Source organism: Edaphobacillus lindanitolerans, assembly GCF_900156305.1.
Classification (GTDB): Bacteria; Bacillota; Bacilli; order Bacillales_A; family Planococcaceae; genus Bhargavaea; species Bhargavaea lindanitolerans.
The window spans coordinates 252,968-276,176 of the sequence record NZ_FTPL01000004.1; the positions used below are offsets into that span (position 1 = coordinate 252,968).

Annotated in this window: 21 protein-coding genes; 10 read left to right on the forward strand and 11 right to left on the reverse strand. The window is 56.0% G+C overall.

Annotated elements, in window-relative coordinates; translation table 11 throughout:
- From B0B07_RS13605 to B0B07_RS13625, 5 genes are all read right to left on the reverse strand, one after another.
- Entirely contained in the window at positions 1 to 1,482 is a 1,482-nt protein-coding gene (locus B0B07_RS13605) for a Na+/H+ antiporter subunit D (RefSeq protein WP_076759716.1), read from the reverse strand.
- Positions 1,475 to 1,816, reverse strand: a complete 342-nt coding sequence (locus tag B0B07_RS13610; protein WP_076759717.1) for a Na(+)/H(+) antiporter subunit C — start codon at positions 1,814 to 1,816, stop codon at positions 1,475 to 1,477. Before B0B07_RS13610 ends, B0B07_RS13605 begins: the two co-directional genes overlap by 8 nt.
- A complete protein-coding gene (locus tag B0B07_RS13615) occupies positions 1,816 to 2,238 on the reverse strand; it encodes a Na(+)/H(+) antiporter subunit B (protein ID WP_076759719.1) in 423 nt (140 codons plus the stop codon). The genes B0B07_RS13610 and B0B07_RS13615 overlap by 1 nt, the downstream gene beginning before the upstream one ends.
- A complete protein-coding gene (locus B0B07_RS13620; RefSeq protein ID WP_076759720.1) occupies positions 2,225 to 4,642 on the reverse strand; it encodes a Na+/H+ antiporter subunit A in 2,418 nt (805 codons plus the stop codon). Before B0B07_RS13620 ends, B0B07_RS13615 begins: the two co-directional genes overlap by 14 nt.
- A 319-nt stretch (positions 4,643 to 4,961) precedes the next feature.
- Positions 4,962 to 6,197, reverse strand: coding sequence for an MFS transporter (locus B0B07_RS13625; protein WP_076759722.1), 1,236 nt, complete (start codon positions 6,195 to 6,197; stop codon positions 4,962 to 4,964).
- Between the two features lie 173 nt (positions 6,198 to 6,370).
- Here B0B07_RS13625 and B0B07_RS13630 point away from each other — a divergent pair, with 173 nt between their 5' ends.
- Both B0B07_RS13630 and B0B07_RS13635 read left to right on the forward strand, forming a co-directional pair.
- The gene (locus tag B0B07_RS13630; RefSeq protein WP_076759724.1) at positions 6,371 to 6,961 is read left to right on the forward strand and encodes a peptidylprolyl isomerase; all 591 of its coding nucleotides are present in this window, start codon (positions 6,371 to 6,373) and stop codon (positions 6,959 to 6,961) included.
- A 48-nt stretch (positions 6,962 to 7,009) separates the two neighbouring features.
- Positions 7,010 to 7,222: a hypothetical protein gene (locus B0B07_RS13635; protein ID WP_076759725.1), complete on the forward strand. Its 213-nt coding sequence runs from the start codon at positions 7,010 to 7,012 to the stop codon at positions 7,220 to 7,222.
- Between the two features lie 70 nt (positions 7,223 to 7,292).
- On the opposite strand, the gene B0B07_RS13640 is transcribed toward B0B07_RS13635, so the two are convergent.
- Complete coding sequence (locus tag B0B07_RS13640) at positions 7,293 to 8,471, reverse strand: MalY/PatB family protein (RefSeq protein WP_076759726.1); 1,179 nt, start codon at positions 8,469 to 8,471, stop codon at positions 7,293 to 7,295.
- A 101-nt stretch (positions 8,472 to 8,572) separates the two neighbouring features.
- On the opposite strand from B0B07_RS13640, the gene B0B07_RS13645 reads away from it, so the two are divergent.
- Positions 8,573 to 8,812 (forward strand): DUF1871 family protein, encoded by a 240-nt coding sequence (locus B0B07_RS13645; RefSeq protein WP_076759728.1) that lies wholly within the window; start codon positions 8,573 to 8,575, stop codon positions 8,810 to 8,812.
- A gap of 41 nt (positions 8,813 to 8,853) precedes the next feature.
- Here B0B07_RS13645 and B0B07_RS13650 read toward each other — a convergent pair whose 3' ends face one another.
- On the reverse strand, positions 8,854 to 10,182 hold the full coding sequence (locus tag B0B07_RS13650; RefSeq protein WP_076759729.1) for a sodium-dependent transporter: 1,329 nt from the start codon (positions 10,180 to 10,182) through the stop codon (positions 8,854 to 8,856).
- A gap of 404 nt (positions 10,183 to 10,586) precedes the next feature.
- Between B0B07_RS13650 and B0B07_RS13655 the strand changes: the two genes are divergently transcribed.
- A complete protein-coding gene (locus B0B07_RS13655; protein WP_076759730.1) occupies positions 10,587 to 12,428 on the forward strand; it encodes a hypothetical protein in 1,842 nt (613 codons plus the stop codon).
- Positions 12,429 to 12,525: 97 nt separating this feature from the next.
- Positions 12,526 to 12,900, forward strand: a complete 375-nt coding sequence (gene yugI, locus B0B07_RS13660; RefSeq protein ID WP_076759732.1) for a S1 domain-containing post-transcriptional regulator GSP13 — start codon at positions 12,526 to 12,528, stop codon at positions 12,898 to 12,900.
- A 54-nt stretch (positions 12,901 to 12,954) separates the two neighbouring features.
- Here yugI and B0B07_RS13665 read toward each other — a convergent pair whose 3' ends face one another.
- Positions 12,955 to 14,268 (reverse strand): sigma 54-interacting transcriptional regulator, encoded by a 1,314-nt coding sequence (locus B0B07_RS13665; protein ID WP_076759733.1) that lies wholly within the window; start codon positions 14,266 to 14,268, stop codon positions 12,955 to 12,957.
- Positions 14,269 to 14,410: 142 nt separating this feature from the next.
- Between B0B07_RS13665 and pruA the strand changes: the two genes are divergently transcribed.
- The 3 genes from pruA (at position 14,411) to B0B07_RS13680 (ending at position 18,563) form a co-directional block, all read left to right on the forward strand.
- Positions 14,411 to 15,952: an L-glutamate gamma-semialdehyde dehydrogenase gene (gene pruA / locus B0B07_RS13670; RefSeq protein WP_076759735.1), complete on the forward strand. Its 1,542-nt coding sequence runs from the start codon at positions 14,411 to 14,413 to the stop codon at positions 15,950 to 15,952.
- Between the two features lie 80 nt (positions 15,953 to 16,032).
- Entirely contained in the window at positions 16,033 to 17,226 is a 1,194-nt protein-coding gene (locus B0B07_RS13675; protein WP_076759737.1) for an ornithine--oxo-acid transaminase, read from the forward strand.
- Between the two features lie 92 nt (positions 17,227 to 17,318).
- The gene (locus B0B07_RS13680; protein ID WP_076759738.1) at positions 17,319 to 18,563 is read left to right on the forward strand and encodes a Glu/Leu/Phe/Val family dehydrogenase; all 1,245 of its coding nucleotides are present in this window, start codon (positions 17,319 to 17,321) and stop codon (positions 18,561 to 18,563) included.
- 27 nt (positions 18,564 to 18,590) lie between these two features.
- On the opposite strand, the gene B0B07_RS13685 is transcribed toward B0B07_RS13680, so the two are convergent.
- On the reverse strand, positions 18,591 to 18,878 hold the full coding sequence (locus B0B07_RS13685) for a DUF378 domain-containing protein (protein ID WP_076759740.1): 288 nt from the start codon (positions 18,876 to 18,878) through the stop codon (positions 18,591 to 18,593).
- A 114-nt stretch (positions 18,879 to 18,992) separates the two neighbouring features.
- Between B0B07_RS13685 and B0B07_RS13690 the strand changes: the two genes are divergently transcribed.
- Positions 18,993 to 20,162: an iron-containing alcohol dehydrogenase gene (locus B0B07_RS13690; protein WP_076759741.1), complete on the forward strand. Its 1,170-nt coding sequence runs from the start codon at positions 18,993 to 18,995 to the stop codon at positions 20,160 to 20,162.
- 29 nt (positions 20,163 to 20,191) lie between these two features.
- Here B0B07_RS13690 and B0B07_RS13695 read toward each other — a convergent pair whose 3' ends face one another.
- Both B0B07_RS13695 and B0B07_RS13700 read right to left on the reverse strand, forming a co-directional pair.
- On the reverse strand, positions 20,192 to 21,199 hold the full coding sequence (locus B0B07_RS13695) for a cation diffusion facilitator family transporter (protein ID WP_076759742.1): 1,008 nt from the start codon (positions 21,197 to 21,199) through the stop codon (positions 20,192 to 20,194).
- A gap of 12 nt (positions 21,200 to 21,211) precedes the next feature.
- Positions 21,212 to 21,922 carry an MgtC/SapB family protein gene (locus B0B07_RS13700; protein WP_200805826.1) on the reverse strand — a complete coding sequence of 237 codons (711 nt, stop codon included), beginning with the start codon at positions 21,920 to 21,922 and terminating at the stop codon, positions 21,212 to 21,214.
- Between the two features lie 135 nt (positions 21,923 to 22,057).
- On the opposite strand from B0B07_RS13700, the gene B0B07_RS13705 reads away from it, so the two are divergent.
- Positions 22,058 to 22,960 carry a DMT family transporter gene (locus B0B07_RS13705; protein ID WP_076759745.1) on the forward strand — a complete coding sequence of 301 codons (903 nt, stop codon included), beginning with the start codon at positions 22,058 to 22,060 and terminating at the stop codon, positions 22,958 to 22,960.
- The last annotated feature ends 249 nt before the right edge of the window (positions 22,961 to 23,209 follow it).

A 23,209-nucleotide genomic window follows, 5' to 3' on the forward strand; every position in this document is an offset into this window, starting at 1 on the left:
CTACTCCTTTAGCACCGCGTCGATGTAAATCGACGGCTCGTGCAGGATTTCCGCCGCATCGGTCATGACCGGACGGAGCCACTCGGTGCCGACACCGTAAAAGACCGTGACGGCGGTGAGGAGGGCTGCCGGGATGAACAGGCTCCGGTAGACCTTGGCGGATACGCCCGCGATCGGCTGCGGTTCGCCCCAGAAGGCGTGGATGAAGATGCGGATGACCGACAGCAGGACGACGAGGCTGGAAGCGAGGATGATCACGCCACCCCAAAGATTATCCGCCTCGAATGCCCCTTCCACGATGAGCAGCTTGCCGAAGAAGCCGCTGAGCGGAGGGATGCCGGCCAGGCCGAATGCCGCAATGAGCCATGTCCAGGCCAGGCCCGGGTGTGTCTTCATCAGTCCGCCCATTTCCCTGAGATTGGATGTGCCGGTCACGGCGATGATGACGCCGATCAGCATGAAGAGTGCCGCCTTGATGAGCATGTCGTGGATCAGATAGAAGACCGCCCCTTCCAGGCCTGCGCTGTTCATCTGGGCGACGCCGAACAGGATGACCCCGACGGCGATGATGATGTTATAGATGATGATCTGCTTCAGGTCGAAGTAGGCGAGCGCACCGATGCAGCCGGCGATGATCGTCAGGACGGCCAGCACCATGAGCAGTTCATGGGTGAATCCCGGATCGTTCGGGAGGAGGAGCGTGACGGTCCTTGTGATCGAGTAGACGCCGACCTTCGTGAGCAGGGCGCCGAACAGGGCGAGCACCGGAACCGGCGGTGCGGCATAAGAACCCGGAAGCCAGAAATAAAGCGGGAAGATCGCGCCTTTCAAGCCGAAGACGAGGATGAGCATGACGGCGATGACCGTCAGGATCCCGCTCTGTCCGATTTCGGAGACCTTCGCCGAAATATCGGCCATGTTCAGAGTGCCCGTGACCGAGTAGAGCATCGCAACCGTCGTTACGAAGAATGCGGAAGAGATGACGTTTACGAGTATGTATTTGATCGACTCCCGGAGCTGGCGTTTTTCACCGCCGAGGACAATCAGAACATAGGAAGCCATCAGCAGCACTTCGAAGAAGACGAACATGTTGAAAATATCGCCTGTCGTGAAGGCCCCGTTGATGCCTGTGAGCATGAACATCATGGCCGGATAGTAGAAGTGCCGTTCCCGGCCTTCTCCGATGGACCTGAAGCTGTACCAGGCGATGAACAGGGTGATGAGATTGGATGTCAGCACGAGTCCCGCAGACAGCGGGTCGGAGACCATCGTGATTCCGAACGGTGCGGGCCAGCTGCCGAGTGTGACGGCCTGGATGCCGTCTGTCATCACCGTAGCCAGAAGCCAAACGGCCGCGGCAACGGAGCCTGCGAGGCCGATGATCACGACCGTGCGCTGGGCATGGACCTTTTTCGGAAAGAACATCAGGATCATCGCCGTCAGGAACGGAATCAGGACCGGAAATAACAGCAGGTTAATCATATTCGTCATTTCCTTTCAAGAGTTTCATGTTGTCCGTTTCAAGTTCCTGATAGGCTCTGTAGGCCATGACCAGGAAGAACGCCGTCACGCCGAAGCTGATGACGATCGCCGTGAGGATGAGCGCCTGGGGGAGCGGATCGACGAAATCCGTCACGCCGTCTGTCAGGACCGGCGGGGCGTCCCCGCCGAACCCGCCCATCGTCAGGATGAGCAGGTGGGCGCCGTGACTGAGCAACCCGGTCCCGATGATGACGCGCAGCAGGCTCCGCGAAAGCATCAGATAGACAGCTCCCGCGAACAGGAAGCCGATGATGACCGACATGATGATTTCCATTAGTCATCACTTCCAATCGATAAGATGATCGTCATCGTCGCGCCGACGACGACGAGGTAAACGCCAAGGTCGAACATCATTGCGGAATGAAGCGACGTAAGCCCGAACAACGGGAGCCGGAAGTCGTCATACGCGTGCGTGAAGAACGGCACATCGAACAGGATTGAGGCCGAAGCCGTTCCGAGGGCAAGGAGCAGGCCAATGGCGATGATGACCGTATAGTTGAACGGCAACGCCTTGCGGACGGTCTGGATATCGAATGCGAGCAGCAGCAGGACGATCGCCGAGGCCGTCAGCAGGCCGCCGACGAATCCGCCGCCCGGCGTATAGTGGCCGGCAAAGAAAATATGGATGGAAAACAGAAAGATCATAAAGAATACGACTTTTGTCGTTGTCTGGATGATGACATCACTGTTTTTCATGGCCATCCTCCTTTCTGGTCAGACGGAGGCGGATCATGCCGATGATTCCGATTGCGGCAATCGAAAGCACGGCAATTTCGAACAGCGTATCAAATCCGCGGTAGTCCACGAGGATGACGTTGACGATGTTTCCTCCTCCGGCTTCGGAATGGACCGTTTCCTTGTAGAATTCCGAGATCGACGGCAATGCGCGCTGGGAGACGGAAGACATGGCCAGCAGGGACATCATGAGGCCGACCGCTCCGGCAACAATGGCATTCCCGATCCGGAACTTCCGCTTTTCATCGTGCCGGCTCATCTTCGGCAGATGGTAGAAGGCAAGCAGGAACAGCGCGACCGAGACGGTCTCGATGGCGAGTTGGGTGAGCGCAAGGTCCGGTGCCTTGAAGACGACGAAGAGCAGGGCAACCGTGTATCCGACGGCACCGAGCGAGATAATCGCAGTCAGGCGCTTCCGGGCGATCAGCGTCGTCGTGGCGGCCGCGATCAGAACGAGGATCAGACCAATTTCGGCAGGTCCGACCGGCGAGAGCCCCTCAAAACTGATGGCAAAGGCATCCTTGGCGACGAGCGAACCGAGAATGATGATGACGATTCCGGTGAACATATAGATCAGATAGTTTCGGATCAATCCGCCCATGTATGTCCGGGAGAGCCGGTTTGCACCGCCTTCGGCCAGGTACATGGACGCGTCGTACAGTTTGTTCAGGGACAGGGCCTCCGGTGCAAGACCGTAGAGTCCCTGCCACTTCGGCAACAGCCAGAACAGCAGGAGGCCGACGAGGACGACACCGATCGTCATCGTGAGCTCCGGCGTCAGCCCGCCGTGCCAGGCGGCCACATGGACGTCCACGGCAGCCGGTGAATCAAACAGGAACGGCTGCACTGCGGCAACCGCGGGTTTGACGATCCATTTGCCGATGACATTCGGAATGAAGAACACCGCAATGACGATGACGGCAAGGATCCCCGGAGCGATGAGCATCCCGGCAGGCGCTTCGTGGGCCTGTTTCGGAAGCTCGTCCGGCTTGTGCTTGCCCGTGAATGTGCGGAGCACGAAGTAAAGGCTGTAGATGAATGTAAATACGCTCGCAATCCAGGCAGCCACGAGAAGGATCGTTCCCCATGAAGCCGGCGCGAACAGATCAAGCTGACGCAGGCTGAGCATCCCGGTAAGGAACAGCTCCTTGCTGAGGAAGCCGCCGAACGGCGGAAGGCCGGCCATCGACAGGGAGCCGATGAGTGCGATGGTGAAGGAAACCGGCATCAAGGCCATGAGCCCGCCTAGCTTCCGGATGTCGCGGGTCCCCGTTTCATGGTCGACAATCCCCGCGATCATGAAGAGGCTTCCTTTGAACGCCGCATGGTTGAACAAGTGGAAGATGGCTGCGAAGCCGGCAAACTTGAAGATTGTCCCGGCCGCCCCCTCCGCATGGAAGGCGCCGGCTGCGGCACCGAGAAGCGACATGATGAGCCCCAGCTGGCTCACGGTCGAGAAGGCGAGGATGCCTTTCAGGTCGGTCTGCTTCACGGCGAAGAATGAACCCCAGAACAGCGTCAGGACGCCGATTGACGTGACCATCCATACCCACAGCTCGGAAGCCGCAAAAATCGGTGTGAAGCGTGCGACAAGGTAAAGGCCCGCCTTGACCATTGTCGCGGAGTGGAGATAGGCACTGACCGGAGTAGGCGCTTCCATCGCATCCGGCAGCCAGATGTAAAACGGAAACTGCGCGGACTTCGTGAATGCTCCCAGCAGGACGAGGACAAGCGCCCAGGTGAACAGCGGATGCTGCACGAGCTCCGGCGCCATCCCGATCAGTTCACGGATCGAGAACGTACCGCCCATCAGATAGAGGAGGATGAAGCCCCCGAGCATCATCAGTCCGCCGAACACGGTGATCATCATGGATTTGAGGGCGCCGTATCTTGAACGGTCCCGTGTATACCAATAGCCGATCAGCAGGAAGGAAGAGATGGATGTCAGTTCCCAGAACAAATAGAGTGAAATGACATTGTCGGATTGGACGACCCCGAGCATCGCGGTCATGAACATGAGCAGGTAAACATAGAAGTTCCCCAGTCGCTCTTTTGTCTTGTCCAGATAGAAGATGGAGTACAGGACGACCAGTGAGCCGATGCCCGTGATGAGCAGGGAGAACAGAAGGCTCAGTCCATCTATGTATGAAACGAATGAAATGCCGTACGAGGGAATCCACGGCAATTCGGCAATATGGGTGCGGCCGTCACTCACCGAGGGCAAATAGCCCAGATAATAGATGAACAGCAGCAATGGCACCGCCAATACAAACCAGCCGGTATGGACGGCCTTGACCCGGCGCGCGAGCATCGGCACGAACAGGGCAGCCGCAACCGGCGCGAATAACAGCAGCACGGATACCAAGAGGGATCCTCCTTTCGAACCAATTCCGTTGATAAGTAACAGGACTAATTATAACGCAACTGGAGAGTGGTTGCATGGATGGAAACGGAGTTGTCCGGAAAGTTCAGGAAACGGTCCGCCCCTCTTCCTATATATGTACAGCGGAATATTTTTTTATAAAAAACGGCACTGTCCATGGAGGCTGTGGAAGAGAGTTCCTGAGGGAGAAAGACAAAAAATGGGCATCCGATCATGCACCATTAAAATAAGAACGAACGAAAAAACTGCAGCTGCGGAAACCGGTTCCGCAGCTGCAGCCTGCAAGTTGAACAACCTATTGTTAATTGTGGGGATGGAGCAGTTCCTCGTGTTCCAGCACTTCCTCGAAGTCCTGGACCGGTTTTTTCCGGGTGACCCAGAGGGAGATGACGGCAACGAGGAACAGAAGCGCCGTCACATAGAACACCGACGATATGCCGATGAAGCCGCTGACGATCCCGCCGAATGTCGGCCCGATGATATTGCCGAAGAACCGGAAGCTCGTGTTGTAGCCGAGCACTTCCCCCTGGATGTCGACCGGTGCCTCACGCCGGACGAGAGCCGTCGTGATTGGAATCAGGCCGCCTACCGCAATCCCGAAGAGAAGCCGGAGGACAATGAGCTGCCAGAGCGACGTGACGAGGGCTTGCGGAATGATGAAGATGAAGGTCAGGAAGAGAAGGACGGTCAGCACCTTTTCATATCCAAGGTCATCCCCGAGCTGCCCCCACTTGCGGGCGAACAGAAGGTTCCCGACGCCGGCCGCACTGAAGGTCAGGCCCGCAAGGAATGCCACTTCCTTCGCTCCGGTGAGCTCCGCCACATAAAGGGACAGCAGCGGCTGAATGCTGAAGTTGCCGATCTGGATGAGCGCGGTGATGATCATGATGTTCAGCATGAGCCGGTGGCTGAGGATGGACCGGATGATCGTCGACCGTGCATAGACATGATCCGAAGCTTTCTTCTCACGCCGGATCTCCCGGATGCCGAACAATACGATGAGTGCCGCGATGAAAATGGCCACCGAAGAAATGATGAAGGCATAGGAAAACCCGAACGTATCTGCAAGAAGGCCGCCGAAAACGGGCCCGAACAGCGTTCCCGATACGCTCCCCATCTGAAGGGTGCCGAGCGTCTTTCCTGCTTCTTTCTTGGCTGTCTGTGAACTGATGAATGCAAGGGAAGTCGGAATGAACCCGGTCACGACGCCCATTGCAAGGCGGAGGATGAGGAAGGAGATGACGTTGTCGACGAATCCCATCAAGAAGATGAAGATTGAAATTCCAAATGCGTTGATGATCAGGATCGGCTTAAATCCGTATTTGTCGGCAATCCGGCCCCAGATCGGAGACATGATGAATGCAGACACGAAGGTGGCGCCGAAGATCAATCCCGCCCATCGCTGGACATAGGCTTCCGAGAAATCACCGAACGTTTCTATATAAAGGGAAAGAAACGGCATGATCATCGTGATGGTGCCGGAAACGAGGAAGTTCGAAATGAGGATGATGATGAAGTTCCGCTTTTGAATGGTCATGTATCGAACGTCCTTTTTATTTCAAGTCATACCCATTATAGACCATTTCGTAACCCGAAAAAAGTGTCACGGCTTATTCATGTTTTTTGGCATTCCTCTATGGTACACTTGGAAGGATAATCAGGTGCTGCACCGTCTGTACGGGCGGGCAGATGAGAAAAGGAGAGATCTTCATGTTCCCTCAATTGACAAACGAAGTCGCCGAGTCCGAAGCACTCGCGGTCATCCATACGAATCACGGTCCGGTCAAGGTGAAGCTTTTCCGTGAGCAGGCTCCGAAAACGGTGGAAAACTTCCTGACCCATGCCGAAAACGGCTACTATGACGGAATCATCTTCCACCGGGTCATCAAGGACTTCATGATCCAGGGCGGAGATCCGACCGGAACGGGCATGGGCGGAGAAAGCATTTACGGATCAACGTTTGAAGATGAATTCTCTCCGGAACTGTTTAATCTCCGCGGAGCACTCTCGATGGCGAATGCCGGACCCGGCACGAACGGCAGCCAGTTCTTCATCGTCCAGATGAAAGAGATTCCGGCCAACATGATTTCACAGCTGGAAGGCGCAGGTTTCCCAGCAGAGATCATCGAAGCCTACAAAGAGAACGGCGGCACGCCTTGGCTCGACCAGCGCCATACCGTTTTCGGACAGGTGATCGAAGGCATGGATAACGTGGATGAGATCGCTGCGGTCAAAACCAAAGGCCAGGACAAGCCGGCAGAAGATGTGGTCATCGAGTCGATTGAAATCCTGAAAAAGTAATTCCGGCCAGTCCGTGCAGGACGGCCACCGACAAGGAAGTGAATGATCATGGAAATGGTTCTTCTCATGCCGTTTCTTTATTTTCCCGAGGATAAGACCCTGTACATTCCGGCTTTCCTGACGCTTTTCCTTTTCATGGCACTCGGCTATGTGTTCTTCCTCTGGATCCGGAAGAAGTCGCGCCAGGAAGAAGAGCGCACCCGGGAGCTTGAACAGCGGATCCTGTCCGAACGGGAAACAAAACAGCCGCCTCATATGTGAGGCGGCTGTTTTTTATTTGGGGAAAAACGGGTCCGGATCATGGATCATGATCTTTGTCCGCCTTTCCCGGTTAATTGCCCATCGCTTTGATGAAGCGGTTGATGCCTTCCTGGACGTTTGACTTTGGTGTCGCCACGTTCATCCGGAGGAAGCCCCGGCCCGCTTCGCTGTACTTTGTGCCCGGCTCAAGCGCAAGTTTTCCTTTATTGAGCAGACGATCCATCATCTCTTCCTCGGACAGGCCGGTGTCCCGGTAGTCGATCCAAAGCAGGTAAGTGGCGTCAGGCATCCGGACTTTCACACCCGGAACGGCATCCGGAAGTTGGTCGATGACCAGTTTCATATTGTCTTCGATCGTTCCGATCAGTTCCTCGAGCCACGGGCCGCCTTCTTCATAGGCAGCCGTCAGCGCAGCGGCGGCAAAGGCGTTCAGGTTCGAATGGCCGTGTGCCATCGCATGATGCTCAAGGCGGCTGCGCAGTTCGGGATCTTCGGTGATGACGATCGCGGCCTGGACGCCGGCCAGGTTGAACGTTTTCGTCGGGGCAATCGATGTGACGAGCTTGACGCCGGTCCCTTCGGAGGCGACTGCCATCGGGATATGCTTTTTCCCTTCCAGCATCAGGTCTGCGTGGATTTCGTCGGAAAAGACGAGAACATCCTTCCGGGCACAGATCTCTGCCAGCCTTTTCAGGTCTTTCCCGCTCCAGGCGATTCCGCCCGGATTGTGCGGATTGCACAGGATGAACAGTTTAATGTCATGCTCATCAATGGCCTGTTCAAATGAGTCGAAGTCGATCGAGTAGACGCCGTCCGATTCGCTCAGCCGGTTATGGACTACCTGACGCTCCTGGAGTGAAGGGATTGCAAAAAATGGAGGATAGACAGGCGTTGTGATGAGAATATTGTCGCCTTTTTCGGTAAATGTCTCGACAACGGACGCGATGGCCGGCACGACGCCATGCGCAAACTGCATCCACTCAGGCTCCACTTTCCATCCATAGCGGTCGAGCTGCCACGCCGCGACGGCTTTCTTGCAGCCATCACACACATAGGAATAACCGAACACCGGGTGATCCAGCCGCTCCTGCATTGCACGGATGACCGGTTCCGGAGCGGCAAAATCCATATCGGCCACCCACATCGGGAGAATATCCGTGGTGTCCTCCACGCCGTAAACCTCTTTCAACCGGTCCCATTTGACGGACCGGGTGCTTCTGCGGTCAATCGTTTCTGTGAAATTCCCCAAAATACCACCCTCTCTTCCAATTTCATTCGACAATTGTTATGATAGCAATAATTACAGAATAAAAAAATATAAATTCAGGTGAGACAGTGGATACTATCGAAATGAACCGCTCCGCAGCGGGAATTCTGAAGCAGTGGGATCCGTTCGATGAAGGGGAGGAAGCATACGAAACCGAGATTGCGGATGTGATCGCCGCACTCCAGGAAGCCGAACATCCATCGGAACTTGCGAACAGGATCCGGCTTATCTATGAACACTCCTATGAATTGTGGATACCTCTTGAGTCCTGTATGGAAATCGCCTACAAGCTGATCGCCCTCAAATATGTCTGCCCCGCATGAAAAAAACCGCCGAATGGCGGTTTTTTTTTCAATCCGGCTGATCAGCCGGCGAGCGTCGAGACGAAAATCACGAGGATTGCGGCGGGACAGAACCACCGGACAAGCAGCCTCCAGGCAGCGGATGCAGCGGAGGGGCCGCCGAGTTCCTCGTCCGTCACCGTCTTGCTCAGGACAAAGCCGGCAAAGAGGGAGATCAGGAAAGCCCCGATCGGCATGCCGAACTTGCTGACAATCGTGTCGGCCAGATCAAACATCGAAAGCCCGAACAGTTTCACATCCGCCATCAGGCCGAATGACAGAGCGCTCGGTATCCCGACGATGAAGATGATCAGGCCGTACACCCAGGCGGCGCGTTTCCGCCGGTCATACTTGTTGCGGATTCCGATTGAAACGGTGATTTCCAGCATTGAGATGGAAGAGGTCAGTGTGGCGAACAGCATCAGGACGAAAAACAGCAGCATGAACCATCCGCCGAACGGGATGTTTGTGAAGATGGCGGGCAGGACGACGAAGATCAGTCCCGGTCCGTCTGCAGGAGAGCCGCCGAGCGCGAACACCGCCGGGAAGATGACGAGACCGGCAAGGATGGAGATCAAAATATTGAGCCCCGTCACACTCCATGCCGACTTCGTGAGATTTTCATCTTTGGGCAAATAAGAGGCGTAGGTGATCATTCCGCCGATTCCGACACTGAGTGAAAAGAACGCCTGGCCGAGCGCCAGAAGCGCGGTATGGCCGTTAAGATAGCTGAAATCCGGAACAAACATGAATCGGATGCCTTCCATGGCTCCAGGCAAAGTCAGCGAACGGACCGCAAGGATGATGAACGACACGAACAGCAGCGGCATCATCCATTTGCTCGCCCGTTCGATCCCCCCCTTGACCCCTCCGGAGACGATCAAAACGGTGAGCAGCATGAATACGGCCTGCGCCAGGACCGCTTCTTTCGGATCGGCGATCACCTGGTCGAACAACATCCCGAAATCGTCCGGCATGCCGCCGCCCGCCAGGAACACGGACGACCGGACAAGGTAGGACAGGATCCATCCTCCGACCACGCTGTAGAATGACAGGATGATGATGGACAGCACGAACCCCAGTTTTCCGACAATGGGCCATGCCGTTCCCGGTGCCAGCTTCCGCATGGCGGTGACGGCATCTGCCTGTCCGCGCCGACCGATGATGAATTCGGCGATGAGGACGGGGAGGCCGATCAGGATGGTGCTGATGATAAATAGGAAAATAAAAACACTTCCGCCGTTCATCCCGGCCATATATGGGAACTTCCAGATGGCGCCCAGGCCGATGGCGCTCCCCGCCGCAGCCAGGATAAAGCCAAGTTTGGATGTCCATTGATCTCTGTTGGTCATCGATCCACCTCTTAGAAATTGATTCTCCCATTGTACATGAAGGAGCGGGGAAAGAAAGGGGCTTCCGTCCGAATTCTTCAGCAGACATTCCTATCCCGAGGTGCCCGCTGATATAATGGAAATGACAATGGGATGGGGGAACCAGAAATGTTTGGAAAACGGGCGAAAGCCGAAAAGGTGCTGATCCGCAAAAAGGAAGAGAGACGGACGGCCCTATTGCACCAACTGGATGATCTCCGGCGGTTGATCCACCAGGCCGGCACCGCGCCGGAGAGAGTCGACGGGGAAGCGATGCGTCTTATCGAGGAAGCGGCCGAAAATCCGGAGCCGGACGCTTCCGAACGGCAGGCCGGTTTCCTCGCTGCGGTTCGGCTCCTTCCCGCAGCGAGGAAACCGGCCTGCCGGTGTTCCGCTTTCCGGAGGACCAGGAACTCCACCGGGCCATCATGTCCCTTGAGAAGGATATCCGCCTGCCGATGGTGCTGATGGACTTTCACGGGCTGGGGGCGGTTGAAGCCGGGAAGGTGATTGGATGCAGTCCGGCAGATGCTGCGAAACGACGGGATGAAGCATATGACCGGCTGCATGCGGGGGAGGAGCAGGGGGTTCTTGAACGGCGGATCGGACTGCTCCGGCAGGCCTACCGGCGCATCACCTTCCCTGTATCCGAACCACCTGTGGCGGACGAGCAATCCGGGGAGGAGAAGGGCCAAGAGCCCCGGCGGCCGTTCCGCACGGCGGCAGCCGTTGTCGTTGCCTTGGCCGGAGTTGCACTGATCGCCGGCGTTTTTTATTTTTCCGCACGCAACGGCCCGGCGGACGAAGTGTTCCTGGACCGGCTCAGCAGACAGTTCGAGGAAGAACTGGAAGGTTTCGCGCAGAAAGCGGGGGCCAGGCCGGAAGAACTTCAGAGCCTTACGGTGGGCGCAGGAATACAGAATCAGTTCAGTGACCTTCGGATTCGTGCGGAGCGTGCCATTGCCGACGGGCAGCCGATGGAGAAAGGCACAGTGGAAGCGGAGTACCGCCGCATCCTCCAGCAATTGGAGTTTCCATCGGACATGATTCGGCGTCTGAAGAAAGAACCGCTCACGGATGACTTCCAGGCCAGCATCGAGTTTTATGAACTGTTCACGATGAGAAACTGGGATCTGGCGGGCATTATCTACAATGGGATGAACGATTACCCGGACGATTTCCTGAAAGCGATCGAAGCGGGCGTGCCTGATGGTCCAGCCGATGACCTGTCCGGATATCCGGAGCCCCTCCGCAAGGCCTTCCTGCTGATGAGGGAGGAAGGGTTCGGGGCGAAGCTGATGGAAGAGGGAGACGGCGGCACGATACCGTACATTTCAAAGATGCCTTCCCTCGATCGGGCAATGGACAGTCTCCATCCGACCGTCGCGTCGTATGTCCGCCTGGTGGAGAAGCGCCAGACCTCATACGTTGAAGAGGGAGGCATCCCTTTGAATGAAATGGCGGATGCCATTCATGAACTTGAAACCCTTGCGGAAAAATGGGAAAGCAAGTCAAACGGCAACTTCCAAGTCGGCGCACTGGCCGAGGATTATTTTAATGAACTGATGTTCGGGGGAATGGGCGGTCCGGTCTTTGGAAAGGACGGCACCGTGGCGCACGAGCGGCGGGAAGCCTGGCGGAAGCTGGCTGCGCTCGGTCCGGGTTCGCAGGCAGCGAAAATTGCCGGCCCGGTGGTCGAAGAAATGGAAGAATCAGGCTGGAGGAAATCCGCCGCATACAACCGGATCGGCTACGGGGTTTACATCAATGCCCTCCATCACGGGACGGAGGACATCAGCGAAGCCGGCGCAGCATTTCCGGCATTCACGCTCGAGCTTCCGGATGAAGGATTTACGGCCCGCGCCGGCTTGATTTACCGTGAGATCCAGGAAGACGGAAACACCGGCCGGCTCATCGACGAGCCGCCCGTCATGACGGCCGTCCTGTTCGCAATGGCCAATGAGAAAGACGACGACCGGATGGAGGCGCTGCTGTCGGACGGACAGGGGGCACCGGATTCCGTCAAAGAGGCTGTCAGTCTGATCTCCGCAGGCATGGGCGGGGAGAGGATCAGCGTCGCGTTCTATCCGGAGTCCATCGACCATGCGGACATCGGGATCCGGGTACCGGTCCTCATCTATGATAATGTTTCGGGAGAACCAGCGGAACTCTGGCTCGATTATTCCGCGTCCGGCGTCTGGACCGTCGACCCGGCCGCTTCTGATTGAACTCCGGTCTCCTTTGCCGGACGGCTTGGCCCTATGGTATAATTTACAATGGCCGAATAGGCAGACAGGATAAACCACAACGATTGGGAGCGGTACAATGGCTGGCAAGTATGAAAAGGGAGACGTGGTGAAAGGCAAGGTCGCCGGAATCCAACCGTACGGCGCTTTCATCGCACTTGACAAGGACACGCAGGGACTTGTCCACATATCTGAAATCACTTACGGATTCGTCCGGGACATCCATGAATACCTGTCGATCGGGCAGGAAGTTGAAGTGAAGGTGCTGGACATGGATGAGCAGGCGGGCAAGATCAGCCTGTCTATCCGTGCACTGCAGGAGCGTCCGCCGGCTTCACGGCGCGACGACCGGCCGAGGAAGTCGCTGCAGGACCGCATCGACGAGCGGGATGCCGACGGGTTCAACACGCTCCGCGACAAGCTGCAGGATTGGATCCGCCAGTCCGGCCAGTGAACGGGAACTTGAATACGGACACAAAAAAGCGGGGCCCCCCGGGCCCCGCTTTTTTTATATGCCGTTTTTCAGTTTCTTCAGGTGATATTGGAGGTTCTGACGGCTCATCCCAAGGGCCTGGGCCGCCTTTGTCACATTGCCTTCGAATACATTCATCACTTTGGATAGATAATATTCTTCGGCTTCCCTCAAATACTGATCAAGGGGCAGGAATTCGTTCCCTTCCTGGACGACGAAATCCTGCGGCCGCTTGGCAGGCGAAAATCCTTCCTGGACTTTCAGCTTGAAATGGTGGGGGAGCAGATCGTAGGTGATCTCGGTTTCGGTCGTCAGGACCGAAGTGACTTCATCGAGCAGCAATTCGACTTCTTTGAGGTTACCCGGCCATCTGTACGACTCGAATGTCTGCTGGACTTCCGGTGAAAGGCCCTGGACCGCCGAGCCGAACCGTCGCCGGTGCAGCTCAAGGTAATCATCGATGAACGGCCAGAGATCTGCAATGCGCTTTCTCAGGGGAGGGATATAGATGGTGATCGACGAGAAGAAATAGTAGAGCTCCTTCAGGAGGCTTCCTTCGGCGATCAGGTCGATGGCGTCGCCCCCGATGCTGGCGATGAACTGCCGGTGGTCCTCACCGAGCCGGTTGAGTTCGCGCAGGAGCTCTTCCTGCATCTTCATGCCGGCAAGGTCGATCCGGTCACAGAATACCGTGCACTCCGGGTCTTCCCGGATCTGTTCCATCGAGTTCCTGAGATCCTGGGTGTCGAGCCCCGGGCAGAAAAGCGTATAATACGATTTTCCCGAAGAGGAAGACCCGTTGTGGATCGCGCCTGCCAAAAGATCCTTCCCGGTCCCGGTCTCTCCCGACAGAAGAACCGGCAGGCGGGCGGCCGCTGCCTTCTTTGCCGTCGCGACCACGCCTTTCATCGAATCGCTCACCGCAGTGATGGACGCGAACGTCACTTTCTCATCGTATGTACGGAGCGGCTGATGGACAAATTTCTCAAGCGCCGTCACGTCCCTGGCCAGCTCGATGGCGCCGATCATGCCGGAAGGGCCGGCAACGGGATACGTGTCGTTCACGGTCGTGATCTCCTGACCGGTCCGGTTCCAGTAGGTCTGCTTGGCATTCAAGACGGGCACGCCGCTTTTCAGCACCTGCATGAGGGTGCTTTCATTTTTGCCGAACCGGAACAGGTCCAGAACGGTCCGGTCGGTAAGGTCGGAAAGATCCAGCCCTTCGATCTGTTTCATTTTTTCATTGTAGATAACCGTCTTTCCGGCCATATCCACTGCATGCACGCCGACTGCAGCGTGCTCGACTGCAAATTCAAAGAACGGCCATAATGCTTCTTTTTCAGGTGCCATGGTCCACCTCTGACTGTTTTTTTGCGTCAATCAAATTTTTAGACTTGAAATCCGCAACGATCTTTTGCATTATTATAAGTGTGAAAAGAAACGAGTGCAAATTAATTTAGCGCTTCGTAAACAAAACCAAAGGAGGATCACCATGATTCCTTATAAACATGAACCACTCACAGACTTTACGAAGGAAGAAAATCGGAAAGCCTACGAGCAAGGTTTTGAGATTGTCAAAGAATACCTCGGCCAAGATGTTCCGCTCATCATCAACGGCGAGCGCATCATGACAGAAGATAAAATGGTGTCCTTCAACCCGTCCGACCGTGAAGAGATCATCGGCAACGTTTCCAAGTGCAGCCGTGAACTCGCAGAAAAGGCAATGGACGTTGCGGACGAGACGTTCAAGACATGGAAGAAAGTGAAGCCGGAAGTCCGCGCTGACATCCTTCTCCGCGCAGCAGCGATCGTACGCCGCCGCAAGTTCGAATTTGCAGCCCTTCTTTCCAAAGAAGCCGGCAAGCCTTGGCCGGAAGCGGATGCAGACGTTGCAGAAGGCATCGACTTCCTCGAGTACTACGCACGCCAGATGGTCGCCATGAAAGACGGTGTTCCGCTCAATCAGCGTCCGGGCGAATCGAACCGTTTCGGATACATTCCGCTCGGCGTCGGCATCGTCATCTCCCCATGGAACTTCGCATTCGCAATCATGGCGGGTACGGCTGTGGCAGCAGCGGTCACGGGCAACACGGTTCTCCTGAAGCCGGCTTCGTCCACTGCCGTCGTAGCGTACAAGTTCGTTGAACTGATGGAAGAAGCAGGACTCCCTGCAGGCGTCATCAACTTCGTACCGGGTTCCAGCTCGGAAATCGGCGACTACCTCGTCGACCACCCGCGCACTCGCTTCGTCAGCTTCACCGGCTCCCGCAAAGTCGGCACGCGCATCTTCGAACGTGCGGCCAAAGTGCAGGAAGGCCAGATCTGGCTCAAGCGCGTCATCGCAGAAATGGGCGGGAAAGACACAATCGTCGTCGACAGCGATGCAGACCTCGAACTCGCTGCCCAGTCGATCGTCAAATCGGCATTCGGCTTCAGCGGACAGAAGTGCTCCGCCTGCTCCCGTGCCGTCATCGTAGAAGATGTATACGACCAGGTTCTTGAGCGCGTGGCAGAACTTTCGAAAGACCTCACTGTCGGCGATCCGGTCGAAGACAAGTTCATGGGTCCGGTCATCGACAAGAACTCGTTCGACAAGATCATGGAATACATCGAAATCGGCAAGGAAGAAGGACGCCTTGTACTCGGCGGAACAGGCGACGACTCGAAGGGCTACTTCGTCAACCCGACGATCATCGCAGACCTCGATCCAAAATCGCGCATCATGCAGGAAGAGATCTTCGGACCGGTTGTCGGCTTCACGAAAGCGAAAGACTTCGATGAAGCGATCGAAATCGCGAACAACACGGATTACGGCCTGACAGGCGCAGTGATCTCCAACAACCGTTTCCACATCGAACAGGCACGCGAAGACTTCCACGTCGGCAACCTGTACATCAACCGCGGCTGCACGGCTGCAGTTGTCGGCTACCAGCCGTTCGGCGGATTCAACATGTCCGGTACCGATTCCAAAGCGGGCGGCCCTGACTACCTCCAGCTCCACATGCAGGCGAAATCTGTATCGGAAGTATTCTAAGCAACACAGCTTCAATGGAATAAACAAAAAAAGACGGGACTCCTTGAACGGGCCCCGTCTTTTATAAAGGAGGAAAAAAGATGACAATTTCCCAACAGATCATCGAGCAGACAGACAAATACGGTGCGAAGAACTACAACCCGCTGCCGATCGTCATTTCAGAAGCGGAAGGCGTATGGGTGAATGATCCGGAAGGCAACAAGTACATGGATATGCTGTCGGCATACTCGGCCGTGAACCAGGGCCACCGCCACCCGCACATCATCAAGGCGCTCAAGGACCAGGCTGACCGTGCGACTCTCACAAGCCGCGCATTCCACAATGACCAGCTCGGCCCATGGTATGAAAAAGTGAGCAAGCTCACAGGCAAAAACATGGTCCTCCCGATGAACACGGGTGCGGAAGCCGTTGAAACAGCGTTCAAAGCTGCACGCCGCTGGGCATATGACGTGAAGGGCGTTGAAGAAGGCAAAGCGCAAGTCATCGTCTGCAACGGGAACTTCCACGGACGTACGATGACGGCTGTCTCCATGACATCCGACCCTGAATACAAGCGCGGTTTCGGCCCGCTGCTTCCGGGCATCGTCCACATCCCTTACGGTGATCTCGAAGCGTTCAAAAATGCGGTCAACGAAAACACGGCTGCCATCATCCTCGAACCGATCCAAGGCGAAGCCGGCATCATCATCCCTGCCGACGGGTTCCTCAAAGGCGTGCGGGAAGTGTGCACGGACAACAACGTCCTCTTCATCGCCGACGAAATCCAGGCGGGCCTCGGCCGCACGGGCAAGACGTTCGCTTGCGACTGGGAAGACGTCAAGCCGGACATGTACATCATGGGCAAAGCCCTCGGCGGCGGTGTCCTTCCGATTTCCTGCGTAGCTGCGGACGAAGACGTCCTCAGCGTCTTCAACCCGGGCTCCCACGGTTCGACATTCGGCGGAAACCCGATGGCATGCGCAGTCTCCATCGCAGCGCTTGAAGTCCTGGAAGACGAGCACCTTGCTGACCGTGCGCTGGAACTCGGCGAATATTTCATGGACGAACTGAAGAAAATCGACAACAAAGAGATCAAAGAAGTCCGCGGCCGCGGCTTGTTCATCGGAGTCGAGCTTCACGGCGAGGCGCGTCCTTACTGTGAACAGCTGAAAGAACTCGGCCTGCTCTGCAAGGAGACCCACGATACGGTCATCCGTTTTGCTCCTCCGCTCGTCATCACGAAAGAAGAGCTGGACTGGGCACTTGCGAAAATCCGCGAAGTCTTTTCCAACTAAGGATTTTGTGAAGGAAATGTGAATTTCACCGGCGATCTGTGTTACAATGATGCCGAGCATCCCATTATGATTTAAAGAGGCGAATCAACACTATGAGCGATAACGTGAACCTAGTAACATCGACACAGGAAGTCATCCACGAGGCGCTGAACCGGCTCGGCTATGACGAAGGAATGTACGAACTTCTGAAAGCACCGATCCGCATGACGGAAGTCCGGATCCCGATCAAGATGGACGACGGCAAAGTGAAAGTATTCACTGGCTACCGTGCGCAGCACAACGATGCGGTTGGACCGACGAAGGGCGGAGTACGCTTCCACCCGGGTGTGACGGCCGACGAAGTCCGCGCGCTTTCCATGTGGATGACGATGAAAGCCGGCATTGTGGACCTGCCGTACGGCGGGGGCAAAGGCGGCATCATCTGTGACCCTCGTGAAATGTCGATGGGCGAACTGGAACGGCTCAGCCGGGGCTATGTCCGTGCACTCAGCCAGGTTATGGGACCGGCAAAGGATATCCCGGCACCTGACGTCATGACCAATGCCCAGATCATGGCATGGATGATGGATGAATACAGCCGGATCGACGAGTTCAACTCTCCTGGCTTCATCACAGGCAAACCGATTGCTCTCGGCGGATCGCAAGGCCGCGACCGGGCAACGGCAGAAGGGGTCATCATCGCAATCCGTGAAGCAGCCAAACGGCTCGGCATGGAAGTCGAAGGTGCCCGCGTCATCATCCAAGGCTTCGGAAACGCAGGCAGCTTCCTGTCGAAGTTCCTGCATGATGCCGGTGCAAAAGTCATCGCGATCTCCGATGCATACGGTGCGCTCCATGATCCTGACGGCCTGGACATCGACTACCTGCTTGACCGCCGCGACAGCTTCGGCACAGTGACGACGCTGTTCGACGATACAATCACGAACGATGAAATGTTCAAGCTCGATTGTGACATCCTCGTGCCTGCAGCCCTCGAAAATCAGCTGCATGCAGACAATGCCCATGACATCAAGGCGAAAATTGTCGTCGAAGCGGCCAACGGTGCAACAACGGCCGAAGCGACGAAGATCCTGACTGAGCGCGGTGTCTTCCTCGTGCCTGACGTTCTGGCAAGTGCCGGCGGCGTGACGGTTTCGTACTTTGAATGGGTTCAGAACAACCAGGGCTACTATTGGACGGAAGAAGAAGTCCATGAAAAGCTCTACCAGAAGATGACGGAAGCCTTCGAGAATGTCTATACGACAGCGAAGAACCGCAACATCGACATGCGTCTTGCCGCCTACATGGTGGGAATCCGCAGAACCGCCGAAGCATCCCGCTTCCGCGGCTGGGCTTAATCAGCACAAAAAAACAGGACCGTTCCCTCAATCGGGAGCGGTCCTGTTTTTTTCGTCGATGTCGGCCGCCGGGCGGTACTGCCAGGACAGCTCATCCGTCTCCCTGCGCCCCAACGTGTCCCGCTCACCCGGGAACAGATAGCCGAGGCTGATGATGCCGGCCAGCGCGACGATGCCATAGAGGAACCGGGCAAGCCCGCTGTCCCGTCCGCCGGACAGATCCGCCACGAGGTCAAAGCCGATAAACGCGACAAGCCCCCAGTTCAGGGCACCGATGATTGCGATGGCGAGTGCGATTTTCTTGAGGATATTCATCCGCTCACCTCCTAAAGAAAGGATGGACGTTTCCCGCCTGCTTTATGCACAAAGTGCAGGACGGTTGGCACACGCCGGTGAAAAATGAGAAAATGCAGGGAAGGAGGCGAAGTGATGAATCCATTTACATTCCAAAACCCGGTTAAGCTGATTTTCGGACGGGGACAGGTCGAGAAATTGAAAGAAGAGCTTCCCCGTTACGGGAGCAAAGTGCTTCTCGTATACGGGGGCGGCAGCATCAAGCGCAACGGTGTCTACGATGATGTAACCCGCGTACTCCGGGAGGCGGGCATGGAAATCCACGAACTGTCCGGCGTCGAGCCGAACCCGCGGGTTACCACATCCGCAAAAGGGGCGGAGATCTGCAGGGAAAAGGGAATCGACATCCTGCTGGCAGTCGGCGGCGGTTCGGTCATCGATTGCACGAAGCTGATCGCCAGTGCCGCCAAATACGACGGGGAAGCATGGGACCTCGTCACGGGCAAGGCACGGGCAACGGAAGCCCTGCCGTTTGGTACGGTTCTCACCATCGCTGCGACCGGTTCCGAAATGAATGCGGGATCGGTCATCACGAATGTGGAAACACAGGAGAAGTACGGATGGGGCAGTCCGCTCAGCTTCCCGAAATTCTCCATCCTCGATCCGGCTTATACGGCCAGTGTCCCGGAAGACCAGACCGTCTACGGGATCGTGGACATGATGTCCCATATCTTTGAGCAGTATTTCAACAATGCCGAAAACACACCGGTTCAGGATGAAATGTGTGAAGGGGTCCTCCGGGCGATCATCCGGACAGCACCCGAGCTGATGAAAGATCCCGGCAATCTGGAACTTCGTGAAACGATCATGTATGCAGGCACGATGGCCCTTAACAAGTTTCTGGAGATGGGCTATCAGGGAGACTGGGGCACACATGGCATCGAACACGCCGTCTCCGCCGTGTATGACATCCCGCATGCGGGCGGACTGGCCATCCTCTTCCCGGAATGGATGGAGTTCAATGTGCGAAAGGGGACCCGGCCGGAACGGTTTGCCCAACTGGCCGTCAATGTCTTCGGCGTGGACGCCGAAGGCAGGTCAACGGAGGAAACCGCATTGGAAGGCATCGGCAAACTCCGGGAATTCTGGTCCATGCTAGGTGCGCCGGCCCGTCTTGCAGATTATAAGATTGATGATGAGCACATCCGGCTCATCGCCGAGAAGGCTTCCGGCGGAGGCCCCGTCGGCAGATTTGCGAAGCTGGATACCGGCGAAGTGGAAGCGATTCTCCGCAACAGCCTATAAAAAAGGAGAAGGCATTGGCCTTCTCCTTTTTACTGCAATTTTTTCAGGACATCCGGCGAGGGTTTTCCGCTTTTGCCCTTTCCTTCGCGCTTGTAGGTCCGGATTCCGTCATCCTCGTCGAATGAGATCACCACATCCGCGATGTTTTTCTGGCTCGCCACGATATCGAGAAGCCGGTCGCGGATATCATCGACCTCGGCAAACGAGAGTGTGGATTCCACTTCAGCGACAATTTCCACGTGCAGCGCTTCCCCTTCTTTGATGACTTCGACTTTTTGGAGATCACGGACGTCGGGATCCTCGGCGACGAGATACGCAATATGCTGCAGCATTTCTTCATCCGTCTCCCCGATGGCTCCGCGCGCATTTTCCAGGAATACAACACCGACCACAAAGAACATCATGCCCCCGATGATCATCGAGGCGAGTCCTTCCGTCCAGCCGAGGCCGAAGAAATTGGCCAGCACCACGGCGATCAGTGCAAGCAAGCCTCCGGCCGTCGCCACGGTGTCTTCCATAAACACAAGTTTCGTGGCAGGACGGGCATATTTCAGATTGGCGAAGCCTTTCGTGATCGGTGCCAGCCCGCCGCCTTCAACTCCCGCATCATGCAGAATTTCTTTGCCGGCTTTGTAAAGGACGCCGGCTTCGAGCAAGGTGGCTGCGGCAAGGATCGAGAAGCTGATCCAGAAACCTGCGGATTCTGACGGATTGACGAGGTGGTGCCAACCTTCGATCAGTGTTTCATAGGCCATGATTCCGACGATGACCACGGCAAAGAGGCAGACCAAATTGACAATCCGGCCGAAACCGTTCGGGAACCGGGCAGTCGGCGCCTTTTTTGAAAGGGCGGAGCCGACATACACGAAGAACTGGTTTGCCGCGTCACCGAGAGAGTGCATCGTCTCGGCAAACAGTGCAACATTGCCGGTGAACAGGAAGCCCGCACCTTTCAACAGAGCGACAATCGCATTTACGATGCCTGCCAGGAGTGATGGTTTGTTTCCGTTTTTAAGAAGTTTCCACAGTTCGTTCATAATGGCCTCCGTTCATGAAAGAATATCGAGTTCGATCGATGTGATGTAATCCAGTGCCCGCAGATCGGAGTAGATCAATCCCGGATCCACCTTGGGGGGGATGGACAGTCTTACAGAGAGCTCATGACCGGTGAACCGGTCATCGGCTTGCAGGGTGGTCAGCCGGATTTTCTCCACGGTATACCCCGGCTCCGCCAGGTGATCGACAACCCGCTTGATGTCCTTTTCGTCGGGCAGCCGGACAATCAGCAGGAGTTCCTTCATCCTTAACCTTTTGGGCCCTACAATAATCATGAGCGGGGGCAGAAACTCAATGGCGATGATGACGATTCCGACTGCGATGGCTGCCTCGACGTAGAAACCGGCCCCTACGGCAATCCCGATGCCGGCCGCGCCCCAGATCATGGCGGCGGTCGTCAGGCCGGTGATGTTGTCGTTGTCCCGTTTGAGGATGACGCCCGCCCCGAGGAAGCCGATCCCGGATACGATCTGCGCGGCAAGGCGCAGGGGATCCATCGTGATGTTGATATCTTCCCGCGGTGGGGTGGAGTAGGCGGTTTCAATCGAGATGATCGTCAGGAGACAGCTGAACGTGGCAATGACCACGCTTGTCTTCAAGCCGACCGGTTTCCGCTTCAGTTCCCGCTCCACTCCGATGACAAGACTGAGAAGGGCAGACAGCCCGAGCTTCAATAACGTATCGGTGAAGACGGGCGAAGACATCCAGTCCACAAAAATCCCCCCTATAAATTGCCGATGGGCAACGGGTCCCTATTAGTGGTAGGCTATATTGGGCCCTTTCGTTTAGATACCCAAAAACACATCACATGAAGACTGAATTAAGGAAGTGCAACAATTTTGGACAAGCCCCCGATTCACCCGTATATCCCGATCATCATCGGGGTGATCACGGTTTCACTGTCCGCCATCTTCGTCAAACTGACGAGCGCGGATTCAGGTGTGACCGCTTTTTACAGAATGCTCTTCTCCGTACTCGTCCTGGCGCCCGCCTTCTTCTACCGCCATCGTCATGAACTGAAGCTCATGCAGAAGCGTGACTGGTTTTTCTCGGCCATCGCGGGCGTCTTCCTGGCCTTTCATTTCATTCTATGGTTTGAATCGCTGAATTACACTTCGGTTGCAAGCTCAACCGTCCTGGTCACGCTCCAGCCGCTGTTCGCATTTGCCGGCACCTACTTTTTCTTTAAGGAAAGGTTGTCTGTCAAGACATTGCTGTCCGGCGCGATTGCCATTGCCGGAAGCGTCCTGATCAGCTGGGGAGACTTCCGGGTGAGCGGCCAGGCGTTTTATGGGGACATCCTGGCGCTGATTGCCTGCGCACTCATCACAGGTTACCTCCTGTTCGGCCAGGATGTGCGACAACGCCTCACGCTCGTGACATATACATTCGTCGTATATGCCATCAGCACGGTCACCCTTTTCATTTATGTCATTGTGAAAGGGGAGAGCTTCGGACCTTATCCGGTATCGGACTGGTTCTGGTTTGCATTGCTTGCGATCCTGCCAAACCTTTTCGGGCATTCCCTCTTTAACTGGGCACTCCGGTGGGTGAGCACGAATGTCATTTCCATCGCGATCCTGTTTGAGCCGGTCGGTGCGTCAATCCTCGCCTATTTCATCTTCAGCGAGAAGCTCATCGCCACCCAGGTGGCAGGCGGGCTGGTCGTCCTGGCAGGCATCCTTCTCTTTGTAGTGGACGGAAAGAAAATCAGAAAACTCTTTCTTGCGGATAAGGGTTGATTTTCTTCCCCGCTATGGGGTATAGTAGTTCTTGTCCTTAAGAGACTGAAACGGCTGAAAGCAGGGCCGGAAAAACAGTTTAAAAAAGTGTTGACACACTGACTTGAGGGTGTTAAGATAATAAAGTCGCCAAAACGAGAAAACGTTCGGCGGATGAACCTTGAAAACTGAACAGCAAAACGCTGATAAAACTGTTCCCGGAACCCGGCCCCGTCGGGCGAACGGAACAACTGATTCGGACATATCAAG

What these genes read in the sequence shown, in the direction of transcription:
- B0B07_RS13615 (WP_076759719.1), bottom strand. Translation starts at nt 2,238, where the DNA reads ATGAAAAACAGTGATGTCATCATCCAGACAACGACAAAAGTCGTATTC.
- B0B07_RS13610 (WP_076759717.1), bottom strand. Translation starts at nt 1,816, where the DNA reads ATGGAAATCATCATGTCGGTCATCATCGGCTTCCTGTTCGCGGGAGCT.
- yugI (WP_076759732.1), top strand. Translation starts at nt 12,526, where the DNA reads ATGGCTGGCAAGTATGAAAAGGGAGACGTGGTGAAAGGCAAGGTCGCC.
- B0B07_RS13635 (WP_076759725.1), top strand. Translation starts at nt 7,010, where the DNA reads ATGGAAATGGTTCTTCTCATGCCGTTTCTTTATTTTCCCGAGGATAAG.
- B0B07_RS13605 (WP_076759716.1), bottom strand. Translation starts at nt 1,482, where the DNA reads ATGATTAACCTGCTGTTATTTCCGGTCCTGATTCCGTTCCTGACGGCG.
- pruA (WP_076759735.1), top strand. Translation starts at nt 14,411, where the DNA reads ATGATTCCTTATAAACATGAACCACTCACAGACTTTACGAAGGAAGAA.
- B0B07_RS13630 (WP_076759724.1), top strand. Translation starts at nt 6,371, where the DNA reads ATGTTCCCTCAATTGACAAACGAAGTCGCCGAGTCCGAAGCACTCGCG.
- B0B07_RS13645 (WP_076759728.1), top strand. Translation starts at nt 8,573, where the DNA reads ATGAACCGCTCCGCAGCGGGAATTCTGAAGCAGTGGGATCCGTTCGAT.
- B0B07_RS13665 (WP_076759733.1), bottom strand. Translation starts at nt 14,268, where the DNA reads ATGGCACCTGAAAAAGAAGCATTATGGCCGTTCTTTGAATTTGCAGTC.
- B0B07_RS13695 (WP_076759742.1), bottom strand. Translation starts at nt 21,199, where the DNA reads ATGAACGAACTGTGGAAACTTCTTAAAAACGGAAACAAACCATCACTC.
- B0B07_RS13685 (WP_076759740.1), bottom strand. Translation starts at nt 18,878, where the DNA reads ATGAATATCCTCAAGAAAATCGCACTCGCCATCGCAATCATCGGTGCC.
- B0B07_RS13625 (WP_076759722.1), bottom strand. Translation starts at nt 6,197, where the DNA reads ATGACCATTCAAAAGCGGAACTTCATCATCATCCTCATTTCGAACTTC.
- B0B07_RS13690 (WP_076759741.1), top strand. Translation starts at nt 18,993, where the DNA reads ATGAATCCATTTACATTCCAAAACCCGGTTAAGCTGATTTTCGGACGG.
- B0B07_RS13700 (WP_200805826.1), bottom strand. Translation starts at nt 21,922, where the DNA reads ATGTCTTCGCCCGTCTTCACCGATACGTTATTGAAGCTCGGGCTGTCT.
- B0B07_RS13650 (WP_076759729.1), bottom strand. Translation starts at nt 10,182, where the DNA reads ATGACCAACAGAGATCAATGGACATCCAAACTTGGCTTTATCCTGGCT.
- B0B07_RS13675 (WP_076759737.1), top strand. Translation starts at nt 16,033, where the DNA reads ATGACAATTTCCCAACAGATCATCGAGCAGACAGACAAATACGGTGCG.
- B0B07_RS13680 (WP_076759738.1), top strand. Translation starts at nt 17,319, where the DNA reads ATGAGCGATAACGTGAACCTAGTAACATCGACACAGGAAGTCATCCAC.